Here is a 14,482-nt window from a genome sequence, read left to right as displayed (position 1 = left end):
CGCTAGAGCCTGATGCTTGATATTGGCTGGCCAGAACTGCTGGTCGTGGCGGTCGTGCTGATCGTGGTGGTCGGTCCGAAGGATTTGCCGCGCATGCTGCGGACCTTCGGGCGGACGACCTCGAAAATGCGGTCCATGGCCGGCGATTTCCGCAAGCAGTTCGATGAGGCGTTGAATGAAGCCGAACTCGACGATGTGAAAGACATCGTCGATACGGCGCGTTCGCTCAATCCGAAAAACGCCATCCGCCGAGAGCTGGCGTCGCTCGACAAGATCGGTCGTAAGATGGAAACCGATCTCAAGGGCGCAGCGGAAGCACCGGCCTCGGCGAGTGCGGGACCAGCTGCATCCGAGACGCCAGAGCCAGCCGTTCCAGTCAAGGGGTCCGGTTCGGGCGAGAATAACTCGCCCGCGCCTGCCGCCACAGCCGTGAAACCGGCCGATGAGACGGCAATGAAGACAAAAGCGGCTGAAGAGGGCCGGTCGTGAGCACGTTCAAAGAGGACGACGAAGTCGAATCGTCCAGCGCTCCGCTGATCGAGCACCTCATCGAATTGCGCCAACGCCTGATGTGGGCCGTGGGCGGGTTCTTCATCGCCTTTCTCGTCTGCTTCTATTTCGCCAAGCCGCTATTCAATTTCCTCGTCCAGCCCTTCCGCTGGGCAGTGGAGTGGGCTGGCCTCGACAATCGCCAGGTCGAACTGATCTACACCGCACCGCAGGAATTTTTCTTCACCCAGCTGAAGATCGCGATGTTTGGCGGGTTTGTTCTGGCGTTCCCATTGATCGCAGCGCAGATATGGAAATTCGTGGCGCCCGGCCTTTACAAGAACGAACGGTCGGCATTTCTGCCGTTTCTGCTGGCTTCGCCGGTCTTGTTTCTGGCAGGCGCAGCGCTCGTTTATTTCTTCACTATGCCTATGGTCATGTGGTTCTTTCTGAGCCAGGAGCAGATGGGTACTGCGGGACAGGTCGAAATCTCGCTTTTGCCGAAGGTTTCGGAATATCTCGGTCTCTGTATGACCCTGATTTTCGCGTTCGGCCTTGTCTTCCAACTGCCGGTCGCGACCACTCTGATGGCGCGCGTCGGCATGGTTTCCTCCGAAGGCCTGAAGGATAAGCGCAAATATGCGATTGTTCTGGCCTTCGTTGCCGCTGCGATTTTGACGCCGCCAGATCCGATCAGTCAGATCGGTCTCGCCCTGCCGACGATTCTTCTCTACGAGATCGCGATCTTGATGGCGCGTCGCGTGGAGCGCCCGCCGGAACCGCAGCAGGACGAATCTGAGGACTGACTGAGCAGCTTCATTTATTCGTCAGGCAAATGGCCGGTTTCCTTTCAGGCGACGCCGTGGCAATAGGAACGCCGAACATCTCAGCGGCAAATTCCTAACTTCCGAGAGCCTTTTTCATGCTCGACATTAAATGGATTCGCCAGAATCCCGACGACCTCGACCAGGCGCTGAAGGCGCGTGGCGCAGAGCCCAAAGCCAGCAAAATCCTGGCGCTCGATGCCGACCGCCGCGCCCATCAGGCAAGTCTTAACGAGATGCAGGAGCGCCGTAACGCTGCCTCCAAACAGATCGGCCAGGCCATGGGGCAGGGCGATAAGGTCAAAGCCGAAGCGCTAAAGACCGAGGTGTCGGCGCTGAAAAGCGATCTGCAGATCGGCGAAGCGCGAGCGCGTGAACTCGATGCCGAACTCAACGATCTGCTGGCGACGCTGCCGAACGTGCCGCTGCCGGACGTGCCGGTCGGCGCGGACGAAAGCGACAATATAGAAATTCGTAAGGTGGGCGAAAAGCGCGAATGCGCTTTCGCTCCAAAGGAGCATTTCGAACTCGGCGAAGCGCTCGGCATGATGGACGCCGAGACGGCGGCAGAGATGAGCGGCGCGCGCTTCACCCTGTTGTCCGGCCCGCTGGCCCGGCTGGAGCGAGCGCTCGGCCAGTTCTTCCTCGATACGCATACAAGCGAGCATGGCTACACGGAGGTGCAGCCGCCGCTGCTGGTGCGCGACGAGGCGATGTACGGCACCGGGCAGTTGCCGAAATTCGCGGAAGATTCATTCCGAACGACGGATGACCGCTGGCTCATCCCGACTGCTGAGGTCTCTCTCACCAACATCGTCAGCGATTCCATCATCGACCATGACTATCTGCCGCGGCGCTATACGGCGCTAACAGCCTGTTTCCGCTCCGAGGCCGGTTCGGCGGGGCGCGATACGCGCGGCTATCTGCGCCAGCACCAGTTCTACAAGGTCGAGATGGTCTCCGTGACCGATGCCGAAAGCAGCGAAGCGGAGTTGGAGCGTATGACCAAATGCGCCGAGACGGTGCTGGAAAAGCTTGGCCTGCATTTCCGTACCGTCGTGCTATGCACCGGCGATATGGGATTTGGCGCACGCAAGACCTACGATATCGAGGTCTGGCTGCCGGGCCAGGGCGCTTACCGTGAAATATCGTCCTGCTCGGTTTGCGGCGATTTTCAGGGCCGGCGAATGAATGCGCGCTACCGCGCAGCGGGCGAAAAACAGACGCAGTTCGTCCATACGCTGAACGGTTCCGGCGTTGCGGTTGGGCGGGCGTTGATCGCGGTAATGGAAACCTATCAGAACGAGGACGGTACGATCACCGTACCGGACGCGCTACGGCCTTACATGGGCGGCATGGAAATAATCGGGAAGCCGTAAAATAGGGTCCGACCAGTGGCCTGTAGGATTATCTTCAGGCAAACGTTTAAGATGTGCCGGTAGCGGCAGACGGGGAAAAGATGCGCATTCTGCTCACCAATGATGACGGCATTCATTCGGAAGGTCTGACCGCGCTGGAACGCGTTGCGTCGGCTTTGTCCGACGATGTCTGGACGGTGGCTCCGGAGACCGATCAATCCGGTCTGTCACACTCCTTCACACTGTCACATCCTCTGCGGATGCGGCAGATCGACGACCGCCGTTTTGCGGTGCAGGGTACACCCACCGATTGCGTCATCATGGCGGTGAAGCACATTCTGGACAGCCCGCCCGATCTCATCCTTTCCGGCATCAATTCCGGTGTGAACATCGCTGACGACGTCACCTATTCGGGCACGGTGGCCGGTGCGATTGAGGGCACGCTTATGGGCATCCGATCGATCGCGCTAAGCCAGGCCTATCAGTGGGACGGCGAGAACCAGCGGACTGTCTCGTACGAGCCCGCTGAGAAACTCGGCCCCGATATTTTGCGCAAACTCATCGATATGGCTCTTCCTGACGGAACGCTCCTCAACATCAATTTTCCGAAATGTTCTGCAAAAGAGGTCGAAGGCGTCGAAGTAACGCGCCAAGGCCGGATGATGCACTCGATCGGTATCGAACAACGCGCGGATGGGAGAGGCTTTCCCTACTACTGGGTCCGTTTCGGGCGTGAAAAGGCCGATGAGCAGGAGGGCACCGACATTCAGGCGCTACGCGAAAACCGTATCTCCGTTTCGGCTCTCAAACTCAACTTGACTGACGATGACACGCTCGTCGCGCTGCGGGACCGCCTCGGCTGATGATGAGCGAAGGGTTCGCGGCGTTTGCGCTGCGCGCGAGGGAGAGCGGGATCACCGATCCGGCGCTGGTTTCGGCTTTCGAGAAAGCAGGGCGGGCGCATTTCGTCGATGCTGCCCACCGAGACCAAGTCTGGTCGCCTCGTTGTTTTCCTATCGCATGTGGCGAAACGCTGGAGAGTCCGGATTTTCAGATAGCACTTCTATCAAAGCTCGATCTGGAGCCTGGCCAGCGGGTGCTGGAAATCGGCGCTGGCAGCGGGTTCTGCACGGCCGTACTCGCCGCTCAGGCCGACAAACTGCTTTCGATCGAACGCTACCGAACCTTGGCCGCATCTGCCGGCGAGCAGATAAAGCGGCTCGGGCTCGACAATCACGTCATCATTCGTCATGGCAGCGCATTCGAAGCGCTGGAGCGGGAGGAAGGGCCATTCGATCGCATCGTCATCTGGGCGTCCTTCGATCAGTTGCCGGGCCATCTCGCCGGATGGCTATCCGGGGGAGGCGTGGCGGTTGTCGCCATCGGCGCGGCAGATGAATTGCAGACCGTGGCCCGGCTTGAAAAAATCGGCAGCCGGTTTGAGCGCACAGATTTCGCCCAGGCCAGAATGCAACCTCTGGCCGAGCAGAAGGCCCAATATCTTTAGCATTTAACGGGGCAGTAAGATTAATAGGTTCTAATGCCTGCAGTACGCGTTTGAGTATAAGGCAGGTGTTTCATGCGGAGTGACGTTTCAACAGCGCGGCGCAATTATCTCGGACAGGGGAAGGGCGCGGCTCTTCTGCTTGTGGCGGGTCTGTTGGCCGGTTGCAGCACCGACGCGCTTCGTTTGGGGCAGGATGGTTTTTATGCCAGCGCGGTTCCGCAATCTGCAAATGTCGATACGATCAGCACCGGCTCGGTGGGTAATCAGATTACCGGGACAAGCGGTCCTGTTCGGCCACAGCAAGATGTCGGCGCCGGCGGTTCTCAGGTTTATGCGTCTGCACCCGTCTACCAGAACGCTCCCGCAGCCTCGTATCCCGGTAGCGCACGAGCGCCCGTTTATGACCGCCGCCAGCTGAACGGAGGCGGCGCATCGGCCAGCGCAGGCGCACCGCTTCTGGCGCCGCCCAGCAATGCCGCCGATAGGGTAACAACGGGATCGGTCCGTTCCGAGGTAATCAGCGCGCCTCTCGCACCGGCATCGTCCTCTACTCCGGCAAGGACCGCGACCGCTGCTACCAGCCAGCCCATGCCGAAGCGTGTAGAAGGCGGCTGGAGCGGTCAAGGCACGCGGGTGACGCTTGGCGATGGTGAAACCGTTTACAGCATCTCGCGGCGCTATGGCGTGCCGGTCGATGCGATCAAGCAAGCCAACGGGTTGAATGACGCGTCGGCTGTCCGCGCCGGCCAGACGCTCGTGATACCGAGCTTCGGCCAGTCTGCAGCCGCATCTCCAACAAAAGCAGACCCCGAATCTGCCTCGATGCCCGCCAAGGTGACGTCCGGATCGAGTGAGGGAACCTACAAGGTGGTTGCCGGCGACACGCTGGCCGGTATCGCAAGGCGGGCAGGCACCAGCGTTTCCGCGCTGAAAGCAGCGAATCGCATGTCCGATGACAATATCCGCATCGGCCAGACATTAAGTCTTCCCGGTCGCCAAGTCGCTTCTGCTTCCGGCAATATGGCGAGCCGTTCCGTCGATCCGATCGCTACCGGCCCTGTCGCCGCCAAGCATGCTGAGTCGGCAAAGTCCAGCAAGGCGCTGCCGAGCTATGAAAAGCCAAAGGCCGACAAGGCGCAGACGCTCGCAAAGGCGGCTGAGAAAACGAAAGACGCTCCGCAATCGACAGGCGTTTCCAAGCTGCGTTGGCCTGCAAAGGGCCGCGTTATCCGGAACTTCGGAGGCGGCAGCCCAGGTATCGATATCGCGGTGCCTATGGGTACGCCCGTCAAGGCGGCCGAAAATGGCGTGGTGGTCTATGCCGGCAGCGGCCTGAAGGATCTCGGCAACACGGTGCTGGTGCAACACGCCGATGGCACCACCACCGTCTATGGCAATGCGTCCGAACTATCGGTCAAGAAGGGCGATAAGGTCGCGCGTGGCCAGCAGATCGCCCGCGCTGGCACGACGGGTAATGCCAGCGCTCCGCAGGTTCATTTCGAAGTCCGCAAGAAGTCCAACCCGGTCGATCCAAAAAAATGGCTTGAATAGCGCCATCTTATTGACAAGAAAAAAGGGCCGGCGTCTCTGCCGGCCCTTTTTCATGTGTCGAGACGGTGTCCAAGTTCGCCGGCCATGTCCTGAATGAACTGCCAGGCTGTACGACCCGACCGGCTACCACGCTCGGCCGCCCATTGCAGCGCGCGCCTTCTCAACTCGTTCGATTCTATTTGCAGACTGAAATAGTCGGCATAGCCTGAGATCATCTCCAGATAATCGTCCTGACTGGATTTATGAAAACCCAGCCAAAGGCCGAAACGATCCGATAGCGACACCTTTTCCTCGACTGCTTCTCCGGGATTGATGGCCGTTGCGCGCTCATTGTCGATCATGTCGCGCGGCAGGAGATGCCTGCGGTTGGATGTCGCGTAAAACAGAACGTTCTCAGGACGGCCCTCTATGCCGCCGTCAAGCGCTGCCTTGAGCGATTTGTAGGAGGTGTCGTCACGGTCGAAAGAGAGGTCGTCGCAGAAGAGGATAAAACGAGCTGGCGATTTCTTGAGTGTGCCTAGCAGTCGCGGCAGGGTCTCGATATCGTCGCGGTTGATCTCGACCAGTTTCAAAGGTGAGGCGGCGTCGGCCTGATCTGCGCATTCGGCGTGAACAGCCTTGACAAGAGACGATTTGCCCATGCCACGCGCGCCCCAGAGAAGCGCGTTATTGGCTGGCAGGCCCGCTGCGAAGCGCCTCGTATTGTCGAGAAGGCGGTCGCGGCTGGCGTCGACGCCGCGTATCAGCCCGATCGGCACTCTTGCGACCTGTTCCACCGGCTCCAGCCAGCCGGGAAAAGGGTCTGGCTGCCAGACAAAGGCCGGCGCTGCCGATAAGTCAAATGCCATTGGCGGGGCCGGTGCAAGCCGCTCCAGCGCCTCGCGAATGGCCACCAGTTCCGTTGTCATGGCTGAATTGTCATTCATCGACGCTTGCTCTCTTGCTTCAGAAAAGGCATTGCACGGCTTCTTCAACGCCGCCGTCATGTGCCACGGTTGCGCCAGAGGCGCAAAGTTCTATATTTCGCGCGCGTTTCGAAGCCTGAATCGCCATCTATTCAACTCCAATTTCCGCAGGAGCTTCTTCTATGTTCGTAACCCCCGCTTTCGCTCAGGGGACCGGTGCGGCCGGTGCCGGCGACGCTTTTCTGCAGTTCCTGCCTTTCGTCCTGATTTTCGTGGTGATGTATTTCCTCATCATTCGTCCGCAGCGCACGGCAGCCAAACGGCGCGAGGAAATGCTGTCGGCGGTTCGCCGCGGCGATACCGTTGTCACGGGCGGCGGAATTATCGGGAAGGTCGTCAAGGCCGACGAGACGGAACTGGAAGTCGAAATCGCCACCGACACGCGGGTGAAAGTTCTACGTTCCAGTGTCATGGACGTTCGCGTAAAAGGCGAACCGGTGCCAGCCAACACCAAATAGAGATCGGGACGGCTGCGAGGGCCGCCATTTTCGTCAAATCTCTGCCGCCTTGCCCCGTCAAAAGGCTGGGCAAATAACAACAGAACGCCGGACCCACCATGCTGCACTTCGCCCGTTGGAAGACGATACTGATCTGGTTGACCATCTTAGTCGGCGTTATTGTTGCCCTGCCAAACCTTTTTTCGCGGTCGACGCTGGATGCGCTGCCGGACTTCGTGCCCGATCGGCAAATGACGCTTGGGCTCGATCTTCAGGGCGGTTCTCATATCCTGCTCCAGATCGATACCGACGAGATTCGGGAAAACCGTCTGAAGGCCATCCGCGATGAGGCGCGTAGTGCGCTGCGCGGCGAGCGGATCGGCTATACCGGCCTCGCCGTCAGCGGCAACACAGTGCAGTTTCGCCTGCGCGATCCGTCGCAACTGGAGGCCGCCCGCGAAGCGCTATCCGATACCCTTTCGCCGATTTCCGCTGGTATGTTCTCCGGCGGGCAGGTGACCGAAGTCGAGATGGAAGAGGGGCAGAACGGACTGATCCGCCTTTCCCTTACCGATCAGGGCATGACCTACCGTGTCTCTTCTGCGTTAACCCAATCGGTCGAAGTGGTTGGTCGGCGCGTTAACGAGCTCGGCACGACCGAGCCTGTCATTCAGCGGCAGGGCGACGATCGCATTCTGGTTCAGGTGCCGGGCCTCGACGATCCGGAGCGGCTGAAGAACCTTCTCGGCCAGACCGCACAGCTTACTTTTCAGATGGTCGATACATCGACGCCGGTGCAGGAAGCGATCGATGGGCGCCCGCCAGCCGGCACCACCATCATGTATTCGACCGACGATCCGCCCGTGCCCTATCTGATCGAGGACCGTGTGATCGTATCGGGTGAAAATCTCGTCGATGCACAGCCGACTTTCGATCAACGGACCGGGGAAGCTGTTGTCTCCTTCCGGTTCGATAATCGCGGTGCCGTTCGTTTCGGGCAGGCGACCCAGCAGAATGTCGGTCGTCCATTCGCTATCATTCTGGATGAAGCGGTCATTTCCGCGCCTGTCATCCGAGAACCCATCACGGGCGGCTCGGGCCAGATTTCGGGTAGTTTCACGACCGACTCAGCCAAGGACCTCGCGGTATTGCTGCGAGCTGGCGCTCTGCCGGCCACCCTGAGTATCGTGGAAGAGCGGACGGTCGGCCCCGGCCTCGGTCAGGATTCCATTGATGCGGGCCTGATCGCTTCCATTGTCGGCGCGATTCTCGTCGTGATTTTCATGGTGGCGGTCTACGGCAAGCTCGGTGTCATTGCGAATATTGCGCTGGCGGCGAATATTACGCTGCTGATCGCGATCCTCACCTTTTTGGGTGCGACATTAACGCTGCCTGGAATTGCCGGTATCGTGCTTACCGTCGGTATGGCGGTCGACTCCAACGTGCTGATCTATGAGCGTATTCGTGAAGAGCGCCGGAATGGCAGGAAAGTACTGAACGCCATTGAGACCGGCTTCGAGCGAGCTCTCAGTACGATCGTCGATGCCAATCTCACCACGCTCATCGCTGCGGTGATCCTGTTCTATCTCGGCACAGGCCCGGTTCGCGGTTTCGCGGTCACGCTCGCCATCGGTATCGTCACCACTGTCTTCACCGCTTTCACCCTGACCCGCTGGATGGTCGGCTTCTGGTACAAGCGCACACGCGCCAAGGAATTGCCGGGCGCCCCGGTCAAACTGGTGCCGGACGTCACTCGCATACCTTTCATGTGGCTGCGTAAGGTTGGGTTCGCTGTTTCGGCGCTTCTCTCAATCGCAGCTTTGGTCGCGTTTTTCGCAATCGGCATGAATCTCGGCATCGACTTCAAGGGCGGCACGCTGATCGAGGTGCAATCCAAGTCGGAACAGGCCGATATTTCCGACATCAGGGGCCGGCTGTCCGAACTCAATCTCGGCGATGTGCAGGTCCAGTCTTTCGGCTCGGAACGTGAGGTTCTGATCCGTGTCGCCTCGCAGGAGGGCGGCGACAATGCCGAGCAGAGCGCCGCGACAAAGGTCCAGGACGAGTTGCGTGAGGATTACGATTTCCGCCGGACGGAGGTCGTTGGGCCGACAATCAGTTCGGAACTGGCGCGAGCAGGCACGATTGGCGTTGCCGTGTCGCTCTTTGCGATTCTGCTTTACATCTGGTTCCGCTTCGAATGGCAGTTCGCAATCGGCGCGATCATATCGACCATGCACGATGTGATCCTGACGCTCGGCTTTTTCGTCCTGACGGGTATCGAGTTCAACGTCTCATCGATTGCCGCGATTCTGACGATTGTCGGTTATTCGCTCAACGATACGGTCGTCGTCTATGACCGTGTTCGCGAGAACCTCCGGCGATATCGCAAGATGCCCTTGCCGGAACTTCTCGATCTGTCGATGAACGATACGCTCTCGCGCACGACCATGACATCGCTGACCACGCTCCTGGCGCTCGGTGCGTTGTTCTTCTTCGGTGGCGAAGTCATCCGATCTTTCACGGCCGCGATGATATTCGGCGTCTTTATCGGCACCTATTCCTCGATATTCAACGCCGCTCCGCTGCTCATCCTGTTCAAGTTACGCGGCACGCGTGTCGCCGAGGACGAGAGCGGTGATGAGGATGCGCCTGCAGGCGCCAGGGTCTGAATGGCTGGCGAGGACGACCGGTCCGGAGGATCTTTCGAACTACGGCCTGCCCATTTTCCAGGCCGTCCGCCTATAGACGCATACGGCAATGGCGGTTTCCGCTTCGCCGATATGAGTCATCGCGGCTCTTTGCTGTTGCTACCGTCTGGTGTTCGGGACTGGTATCCAGAGGATCCGGATCAGCTCCACATCGAGGATTTCCAGGCGGTCCTGCAGGAAGCGGATGCGATAGAAATCCTGCTGGTCGGAACCGGCGTCGATTTGAAGCCCTTGCCGCGCGAGGTTCGCCCTGTGCTGCGGGACGCCGGTATCTCCGCCGATCCCATGGCGACGGGCGCTGCTGTCCGCACCTATAACGTTCTTCTAGCGGAAGAGCGCGCCGTCGCAGCGATGTTGATTGCAGTCGAGTGACCGCGATGGCGGATTTCGACCCGCTTAGTGCTCTCCAGAATGCCGATCCGCAGCGATATGCGGCACTGCTCTATATGGCAGAGGCTCACCGGGTTCCGCTCGCCACGCTTCATCTCTTCAATCTCGAGCTAGCCCGCATTCCGCGCCTCGTCAGGGAGCCGATGGCTGGCGAAATCCGCCTGCAATGGTGGCGCGAAGTTCTTTTGGGCGAGCGCGCAGGCGAGGGGCGTAGCAATCCGCTCGCTGCCGCTCTGATGGATGTGGTTCGCGATCATGAATTGCCGATGAGCGCATTCGGCATGATGCTGGATGGGCGGATTGTCGACCTCTATGCGGATCGGTTCGAGACCCGTGGCGATCTCGAAGGCTATTGCGGACAGACGCGTAGCGCGCTCTTCCAATTGCTTCTCCAAATCGTCGACCCGGTTTCGATCACAGTCTCCGCGGATGCCTCCGGCCACGCCGGATGTGCATTGGGGATCGCGGAGATTTTGAGCCATGCCGCCATGGACAGGGGCGGGGGAAAGGTGCGGGTTCCCGACGATATGCTGGCAAGCGCCGGCGGCAGCGCCGAGGATTGGCTGCGGGCCGAAGACGACGCCTTTCTTAATCGTGCTGTCGCTGCCTTTGTCGCCCTTGGCATTTCGCATCTGACAGAAGCCAACCAGGCTATTGCGGCACTCGATCCGGAGGCTCGGAGAATCTACCTGCCGCTTTGTGAAGCGGAAGTTCTGCTTAACGCGGCCAGGCGGCGGGGTGGATCGCTTGTTCAGACGCCTCTCCATCTATCGCCGTTCCGCCATCATTTAGCGCTACTGCGGCGGTTCATGCGCTTTTGATGAAAGGGCCGTGATGGCGCGCCGGTTCGGGCAAGGCTTCCGTTCGCTTACAAGTCTCCGTGGTTTGGCTGCCGACGGTATGCAGCGCGCTTTTGCGCGATTTCCCATTACCATCACGGCTCTTTTCGGGCTGGCTCTGGCTGCCTCGCTGACCGAGGCCGAGGTGCTCGAAGAAAAGCTGATGGAAAGAGGCGGTGGATTCTTTCTCGTTGCGGCCCTGGCGAGCCTTGTCATTCGACTTGCCTATGAAGCCGCGCCGTTTCGCCACGCGCGATTGATCGAGCTTGGCTTTGCTGTGGCGCTTGGAGCCATCGCTGCATTTCAGATCCCGGTTGACTATGCCGCCCCGATGATCGTCGGAGGGCTTATTCTGCTTGTTCCCGCCGCTGCAGCTCGGGCGAACAGCGAGGATCTACCGGTTGTTCTGGGGGGATTGGGGTTTGCGGCTGCCCTCGGTCTTCTAACCCTTCTGATTTTTGCAGGTGGTCTGTCAGGCACTCTTGCCAGTCTGCACTATCTGTTCGGCCTGCCGGTGCCTGACCGCATATTTGCGCAGACATGGATATGGACAGGGCTTTTTCTTGCGCCGCTTTTTGCATTGGGGCGCATTCCAGAACGTGGCGAGGTCAATCTTGGCGGGCGTATCCTTCTCGATCGCGCCGCCTTGGCCCTTTTCGACTTCGGCGCCTTTCCGCTTTTGATCGTCTATACGCTGGTCCTTCATGCTTACGCGGCAAAGATCGCAATCGAAACGGAGCTGCCGAGAGGGCAGATCGGCTGGATGGTGCTGGCCTATCTGCTCACGCTGTTCGGCACGTTGATCGTGACTGGAGGCCATGAGCGCCTGGGACGCCCCGCGACGAGCCGTTTCGTGATGCGCTACTGGCCGACTTTTATCGCAGTACCCATCGCATTGCTATTTATCTCGCTCTACGAACGCATCGGCGATTACGGTGTAACGGAGGAACGTTATCTTCTGGGACTTGCCGGTATTGTTGTTTTAGTTTGGGCGGCTTTGCAATTCCGCCCGCGTTTTCGAAACGATCACCGGGTTCTGCTTTTTCTCGGCGGGCTGGCGCTATTGCTCTCAAGTGTCGGCCCATGGAGTGCGCAATCGGTTTCAATCAGCAGCCAGTTGGCTCGCTTCGAGAGGGCGATTACTGCGTTTCGCGAAGGCCGGACGGGTGCAGAACAGCAGGCGCTGGGCGCCCTGACCTACCTTGTCAGAGCCGACGCGGGCGACCGAACGGTCGACAGACCGTTGGCTGTTCCCGACGATGAGAACATACTGACAGCTTATGCAAACCATTTCGGACTCGATCTTGGTCGCCTCCGAATCGACCGCCTTCAGGGCAGCCATAATCAGGATCGACGTCCCGTGGATCTCTCGGGCTACGATCTGATGCTTCAGAGCGTATTCGCCTCCGGTGGCGAACGTTCTTCCATGCGGGAAGGGACTCAGACCGCCCGCGATCCGTCGATCGGAATCGAATTGCGCGATGGGGCAGTGGTCCTGTCCATCGGTTCGGAGACTGCGGCTTTCCCCCTCCGCGTCGAGGGCCGCGCGGTCAAAGCCGGGGAGGCGCTTCCACGGGTACTCGACCTGGCGTCGGACGGGCGGCGCATCCGACTTCTGGTGGAACATTGGAACTGGTCGGACCCGGAAAGCGGTGAAGGCGAGCAGCTTCGCCGTCTCCACGGCAGTTTTCTCATTCGGCGGGCAGACTGGCTTGCCTTGAATAACTGAATTTATTCAGCGGCCTGGTGCTTCTCGCGCCGAGCCAGTTTTCGCAATCGGCCAGCGCGCGGCCTGACAGAGCGCGTTTTTTCGCCATAGCCTTGTCTTTGCCTCTGAAACGGCCCTCCCAGTCGTCCGGCTTTAATGTGGTGCCTGGCGCCAGTGGCGGGAAAAGTCCGAAGTTGACGTTCATCGGCTGGAATGAGCGTTTGCCGGTTTCTTCGTCGCTAGAAAGGTGACCGCCGGTGATATGGCTCAAAAGCGCACCGAAGGCCGTTGTTTGAGGCGGAAGATCGGGTCGGCCTCCCTGACGCTCCGCGCCGGCGAACCGGCCTGCCAGAAGACCGATTGCTGCCGATTCAACATAGCCCTCACAGCCAGTGATCTGCCCGGCGAAACGCAGGCCCGGTCGGCCTTTGAGCGTCAGTGAGCTGTCCAGCAGACGGGGCGAGTCCAGATATGTGTTGCGGTGGATGCCGCCGAGACGGGCGAATTCGGCGTTTTCCAAGCCCGGGATCATACGGAATATCTCGGCCTGGGCCCCGTATTTCAGCTTCGTCTGGAAACCGACCATATTATAGAGGGTGCCAAGGGCGTTGTCCTGACGCAATTGCACGACGGCATAAGGTTTGACGGTGGGGTTGTGCGCATTCGTCAGACCCATTGGCTTCATCGGTCCATGACGCAGCGTCTCGCGGCCCCGTTCTGCCATGACTTCAATCGGTAGGCAGCCATCGAAATAGGGCGTGCCTTCCCATTCATGAAACTCGGTCTTGTCGCCATCGAGCAGCGCGTCGATGAAAGCGTTATACTGCGACTCATCGAGCGGGCAGTTGATGTAATCTTTGCCGGTGCCGCCCGGTCCCACCTTGTCGTAGCGACTCTGAAACCAGGCTGTGTCCAGATCAATCGAATCGAAATGCACGATGGGAGCGATGGCGTCGAAAAAGGCGAGCGCATCCGCGCCGGTTTCCGAAGCGATCGCATCGGCCAGGGCGGGTGCGGTGAGGGGGCCGGTGGCGATGATAGCCTGATCCCACTCCTTGGGCGGCAGACCCGTGATTTCTTCTCGCACGATTGTCACCAGCGGCTCGGCTTCCAGCGCTTCCGTAACTGCATTAGAGAATCCGATGCGGTCGACAGCGAGCGCAGAGCCGGCTGGAACCTGATTCGCATCGGCGCATCGCATGATAAGAGAATTGGCCATGCGCATTTCAGCATGAATGACGCCAACGGCATTCAGCTGCGCGTCATCCGAGCGGAACGAGTTGGAACAAACCAACTCGGCCAAGCCATCGGTATGATGCGCAGGCGTGCCGCGCACACCCCTCATCTCGTGAAGGATCGCGGGAATGCCAGTCCTGGCGATCTGCCAGGCAGCTTCGGAGCCGGCTAGGCCGCCGCCTATGATGTGGATGGGTTGATCGGTCATGCGCGTCTCCCCGAAACGGACAGGCAGGCAATAGAAGTTCGTCTGGCTGGATACAACCACCCAGAAACGCAAAACGCCCGTCGGGGGAGGAGGATCCGACGAGCGCCTTTTGCGTTCGAACCGGTCTGGGAGGAGGATGACCGGCTCTCGCGTTCCGTCGAAGCCTGGGAGGAGGAGTTGGCTTCGGCGAATATGTTCCGGGGAGACATTGGGAGGAGGAGTTGTCTGCCCCGGTCGAGAAAATATTTAAGCGATCCGT

Annotated in this window: 13 protein-coding genes; 11 read left to right on the top strand and 2 right to left on the bottom strand. The window is 59.6% G+C overall.

All coding sequences use genetic code 11. The features are described from left to right. Nucleotides 1-12: 12 nt before the first annotated feature. The 6 genes from tatB (at nucleotide 13) to NIM86_RS08155 (ending at nucleotide 5,729) form a co-directional block, all read left to right on the top strand. Complete coding sequence (gene tatB, locus NIM86_RS08180; protein ID WP_253380970.1) at nucleotides 13-489, top strand: Sec-independent protein translocase protein TatB; 477 nt, start codon at nucleotides 13-15, stop codon at nucleotides 487-489. Continuing rightward, complete coding sequence (gene tatC / locus NIM86_RS08175) at nucleotides 486-1,295, top strand: twin-arginine translocase subunit TatC (RefSeq protein WP_253380968.1); 810 nt, start codon at nucleotides 486-488, stop codon at nucleotides 1,293-1,295. Before tatB ends, tatC begins: the two co-directional genes overlap by 4 nt. A 116-nt stretch (nucleotides 1,296-1,411) precedes the next feature. Beyond that, nucleotides 1,412-2,692, top strand: coding sequence for a serine--tRNA ligase (gene serS / locus NIM86_RS08170; protein WP_253380966.1), 1,281 nt, complete (start codon nucleotides 1,412-1,414; stop codon nucleotides 2,690-2,692). Nucleotides 2,693-2,772: 80 nt separating this feature from the next. After that, nucleotides 2,773-3,534: a 5'/3'-nucleotidase SurE gene (gene surE, locus NIM86_RS08165; protein ID WP_253380964.1), complete on the top strand. Its 762-nt coding sequence runs from the start codon at nucleotides 2,773-2,775 to the stop codon at nucleotides 3,532-3,534. Then, nucleotides 3,534-4,178, top strand: a complete 645-nt coding sequence (locus tag NIM86_RS08160; protein WP_253380962.1) for an rRNA adenine N-6-methyltransferase family protein — start codon at nucleotides 3,534-3,536, stop codon at nucleotides 4,176-4,178. Before surE ends, NIM86_RS08160 begins: the two co-directional genes overlap by 1 nt. 72 nt (nucleotides 4,179-4,250) lie before the next feature. Continuing rightward, nucleotides 4,251-5,729 (top strand): peptidoglycan DD-metalloendopeptidase family protein, encoded by a 1,479-nt coding sequence (locus NIM86_RS08155; protein ID WP_253380960.1) that lies wholly within the window; start codon nucleotides 4,251-4,253, stop codon nucleotides 5,727-5,729. Nucleotides 5,730-5,779: 50 nt separating this feature from the next. Here NIM86_RS08155 and NIM86_RS08150 read toward each other — a convergent pair whose 3' ends face one another. Next, nucleotides 5,780-6,655, bottom strand: coding sequence for an ATP-binding protein (locus tag NIM86_RS08150; RefSeq protein WP_253380958.1), 876 nt, complete (start codon nucleotides 6,653-6,655; stop codon nucleotides 5,780-5,782). A 161-nt stretch (nucleotides 6,656-6,816) separates the two neighbouring features. On the opposite strand from NIM86_RS08150, the gene yajC reads away from it, so the two are divergent. From yajC to NIM86_RS08125, 5 genes are all read left to right on the top strand, one after another. Continuing rightward, on the top strand, nucleotides 6,817-7,152 hold the full coding sequence (gene yajC, locus NIM86_RS08145; RefSeq protein WP_253380956.1) for a preprotein translocase subunit YajC: 336 nt from the start codon (nucleotides 6,817-6,819) through the stop codon (nucleotides 7,150-7,152). A gap of 98 nt (nucleotides 7,153-7,250) precedes the next feature. Beyond that, the gene (gene secDF, locus NIM86_RS08140; RefSeq protein WP_253380954.1) at nucleotides 7,251-9,803 is read left to right on the top strand and encodes a protein translocase subunit SecDF; all 2,553 of its coding nucleotides are present in this window, start codon (nucleotides 7,251-7,253) and stop codon (nucleotides 9,801-9,803) included. Continuing rightward, nucleotides 9,804-10,214, top strand: a complete 411-nt coding sequence (locus NIM86_RS08135) for an Mth938-like domain-containing protein (RefSeq protein ID WP_253380952.1) — start codon at nucleotides 9,804-9,806, stop codon at nucleotides 10,212-10,214. It begins immediately after the preceding gene. 5 nt (nucleotides 10,215-10,219) lie between these two features. Next, on the top strand, nucleotides 10,220-11,053 hold the full coding sequence (locus NIM86_RS08130) for a squalene/phytoene synthase family protein (RefSeq protein WP_253380950.1): 834 nt from the start codon (nucleotides 10,220-10,222) through the stop codon (nucleotides 11,051-11,053). A 13-nt stretch (nucleotides 11,054-11,066) separates the two neighbouring features. Next, the gene (locus NIM86_RS08125) at nucleotides 11,067-12,800 is read left to right on the top strand and encodes a DUF4153 domain-containing protein (RefSeq protein WP_253380948.1); all 1,734 of its coding nucleotides are present in this window, start codon (nucleotides 11,067-11,069) and stop codon (nucleotides 12,798-12,800) included. Here the strand turns inward: NIM86_RS08125 and trmFO are convergent. Continuing rightward, nucleotides 12,763-14,223: a methylenetetrahydrofolate--tRNA-(uracil(54)-C(5))-methyltransferase (FADH(2)-oxidizing) TrmFO gene (gene trmFO / locus NIM86_RS08120; RefSeq protein ID WP_253380946.1), complete on the bottom strand. Its 1,461-nt coding sequence runs from the start codon at nucleotides 14,221-14,223 to the stop codon at nucleotides 12,763-12,765. The genes NIM86_RS08125 and trmFO overlap by 38 nt on opposite strands. Nucleotides 14,224-14,482: the final 259 nt, after the last annotated feature.

The sequence above is a fragment of the Notoacmeibacter sp. MSK16QG-6 genome, from assembly GCF_024158145.1.
Taxonomy (GTDB): domain Bacteria; phylum Pseudomonadota; class Alphaproteobacteria; order Rhizobiales; family Rhizobiaceae; genus Notoacmeibacter.
Note: the sequence above shows the minus strand (reverse complement) of the source record. Positions and strands in the feature narration are given on the sequence as shown.

What these genes read in the sequence shown, in the direction of transcription:
- NIM86_RS08125 (WP_253380948.1), top strand. Translation starts at nt 11,067, where the DNA reads ATGGCGCGCCGGTTCGGGCAAGGCTTCCGTTCGCTTACAAGTCTCCGT.
- yajC (WP_253380956.1), top strand. Translation starts at nt 6,817, where the DNA reads ATGTTCGTAACCCCCGCTTTCGCTCAGGGGACCGGTGCGGCCGGTGCC.
- trmFO (WP_253380946.1), bottom strand. Translation starts at nt 14,223, where the DNA reads ATGACCGATCAACCCATCCACATCATAGGCGGCGGCCTAGCCGGCTCC.
- secDF (WP_253380954.1), top strand. Translation starts at nt 7,251, where the DNA reads ATGCTGCACTTCGCCCGTTGGAAGACGATACTGATCTGGTTGACCATC.
- NIM86_RS08135 (WP_253380952.1), top strand. Translation starts at nt 9,804, where the DNA reads ATGGCTGGCGAGGACGACCGGTCCGGAGGATCTTTCGAACTACGGCCT.
- NIM86_RS08160 (WP_253380962.1), top strand. Translation starts at nt 3,534, where the DNA reads ATGATGAGCGAAGGGTTCGCGGCGTTTGCGCTGCGCGCGAGGGAGAGC.
- NIM86_RS08150 (WP_253380958.1), bottom strand. Translation starts at nt 6,655, where the DNA reads ATGAATGACAATTCAGCCATGACAACGGAACTGGTGGCCATTCGCGAG.
- NIM86_RS08130 (WP_253380950.1), top strand. Translation starts at nt 10,220, where the DNA reads ATGGCGGATTTCGACCCGCTTAGTGCTCTCCAGAATGCCGATCCGCAG.
- NIM86_RS08155 (WP_253380960.1), top strand. Translation starts at nt 4,251, where the DNA reads ATGCGGAGTGACGTTTCAACAGCGCGGCGCAATTATCTCGGACAGGGG.
- surE (WP_253380964.1), top strand. Translation starts at nt 2,773, where the DNA reads ATGCGCATTCTGCTCACCAATGATGACGGCATTCATTCGGAAGGTCTG.
- tatB (WP_253380970.1), top strand. Translation starts at nt 13, where the DNA reads ATGCTTGATATTGGCTGGCCAGAACTGCTGGTCGTGGCGGTCGTGCTG.
- serS (WP_253380966.1), top strand. Translation starts at nt 1,412, where the DNA reads ATGCTCGACATTAAATGGATTCGCCAGAATCCCGACGACCTCGACCAG.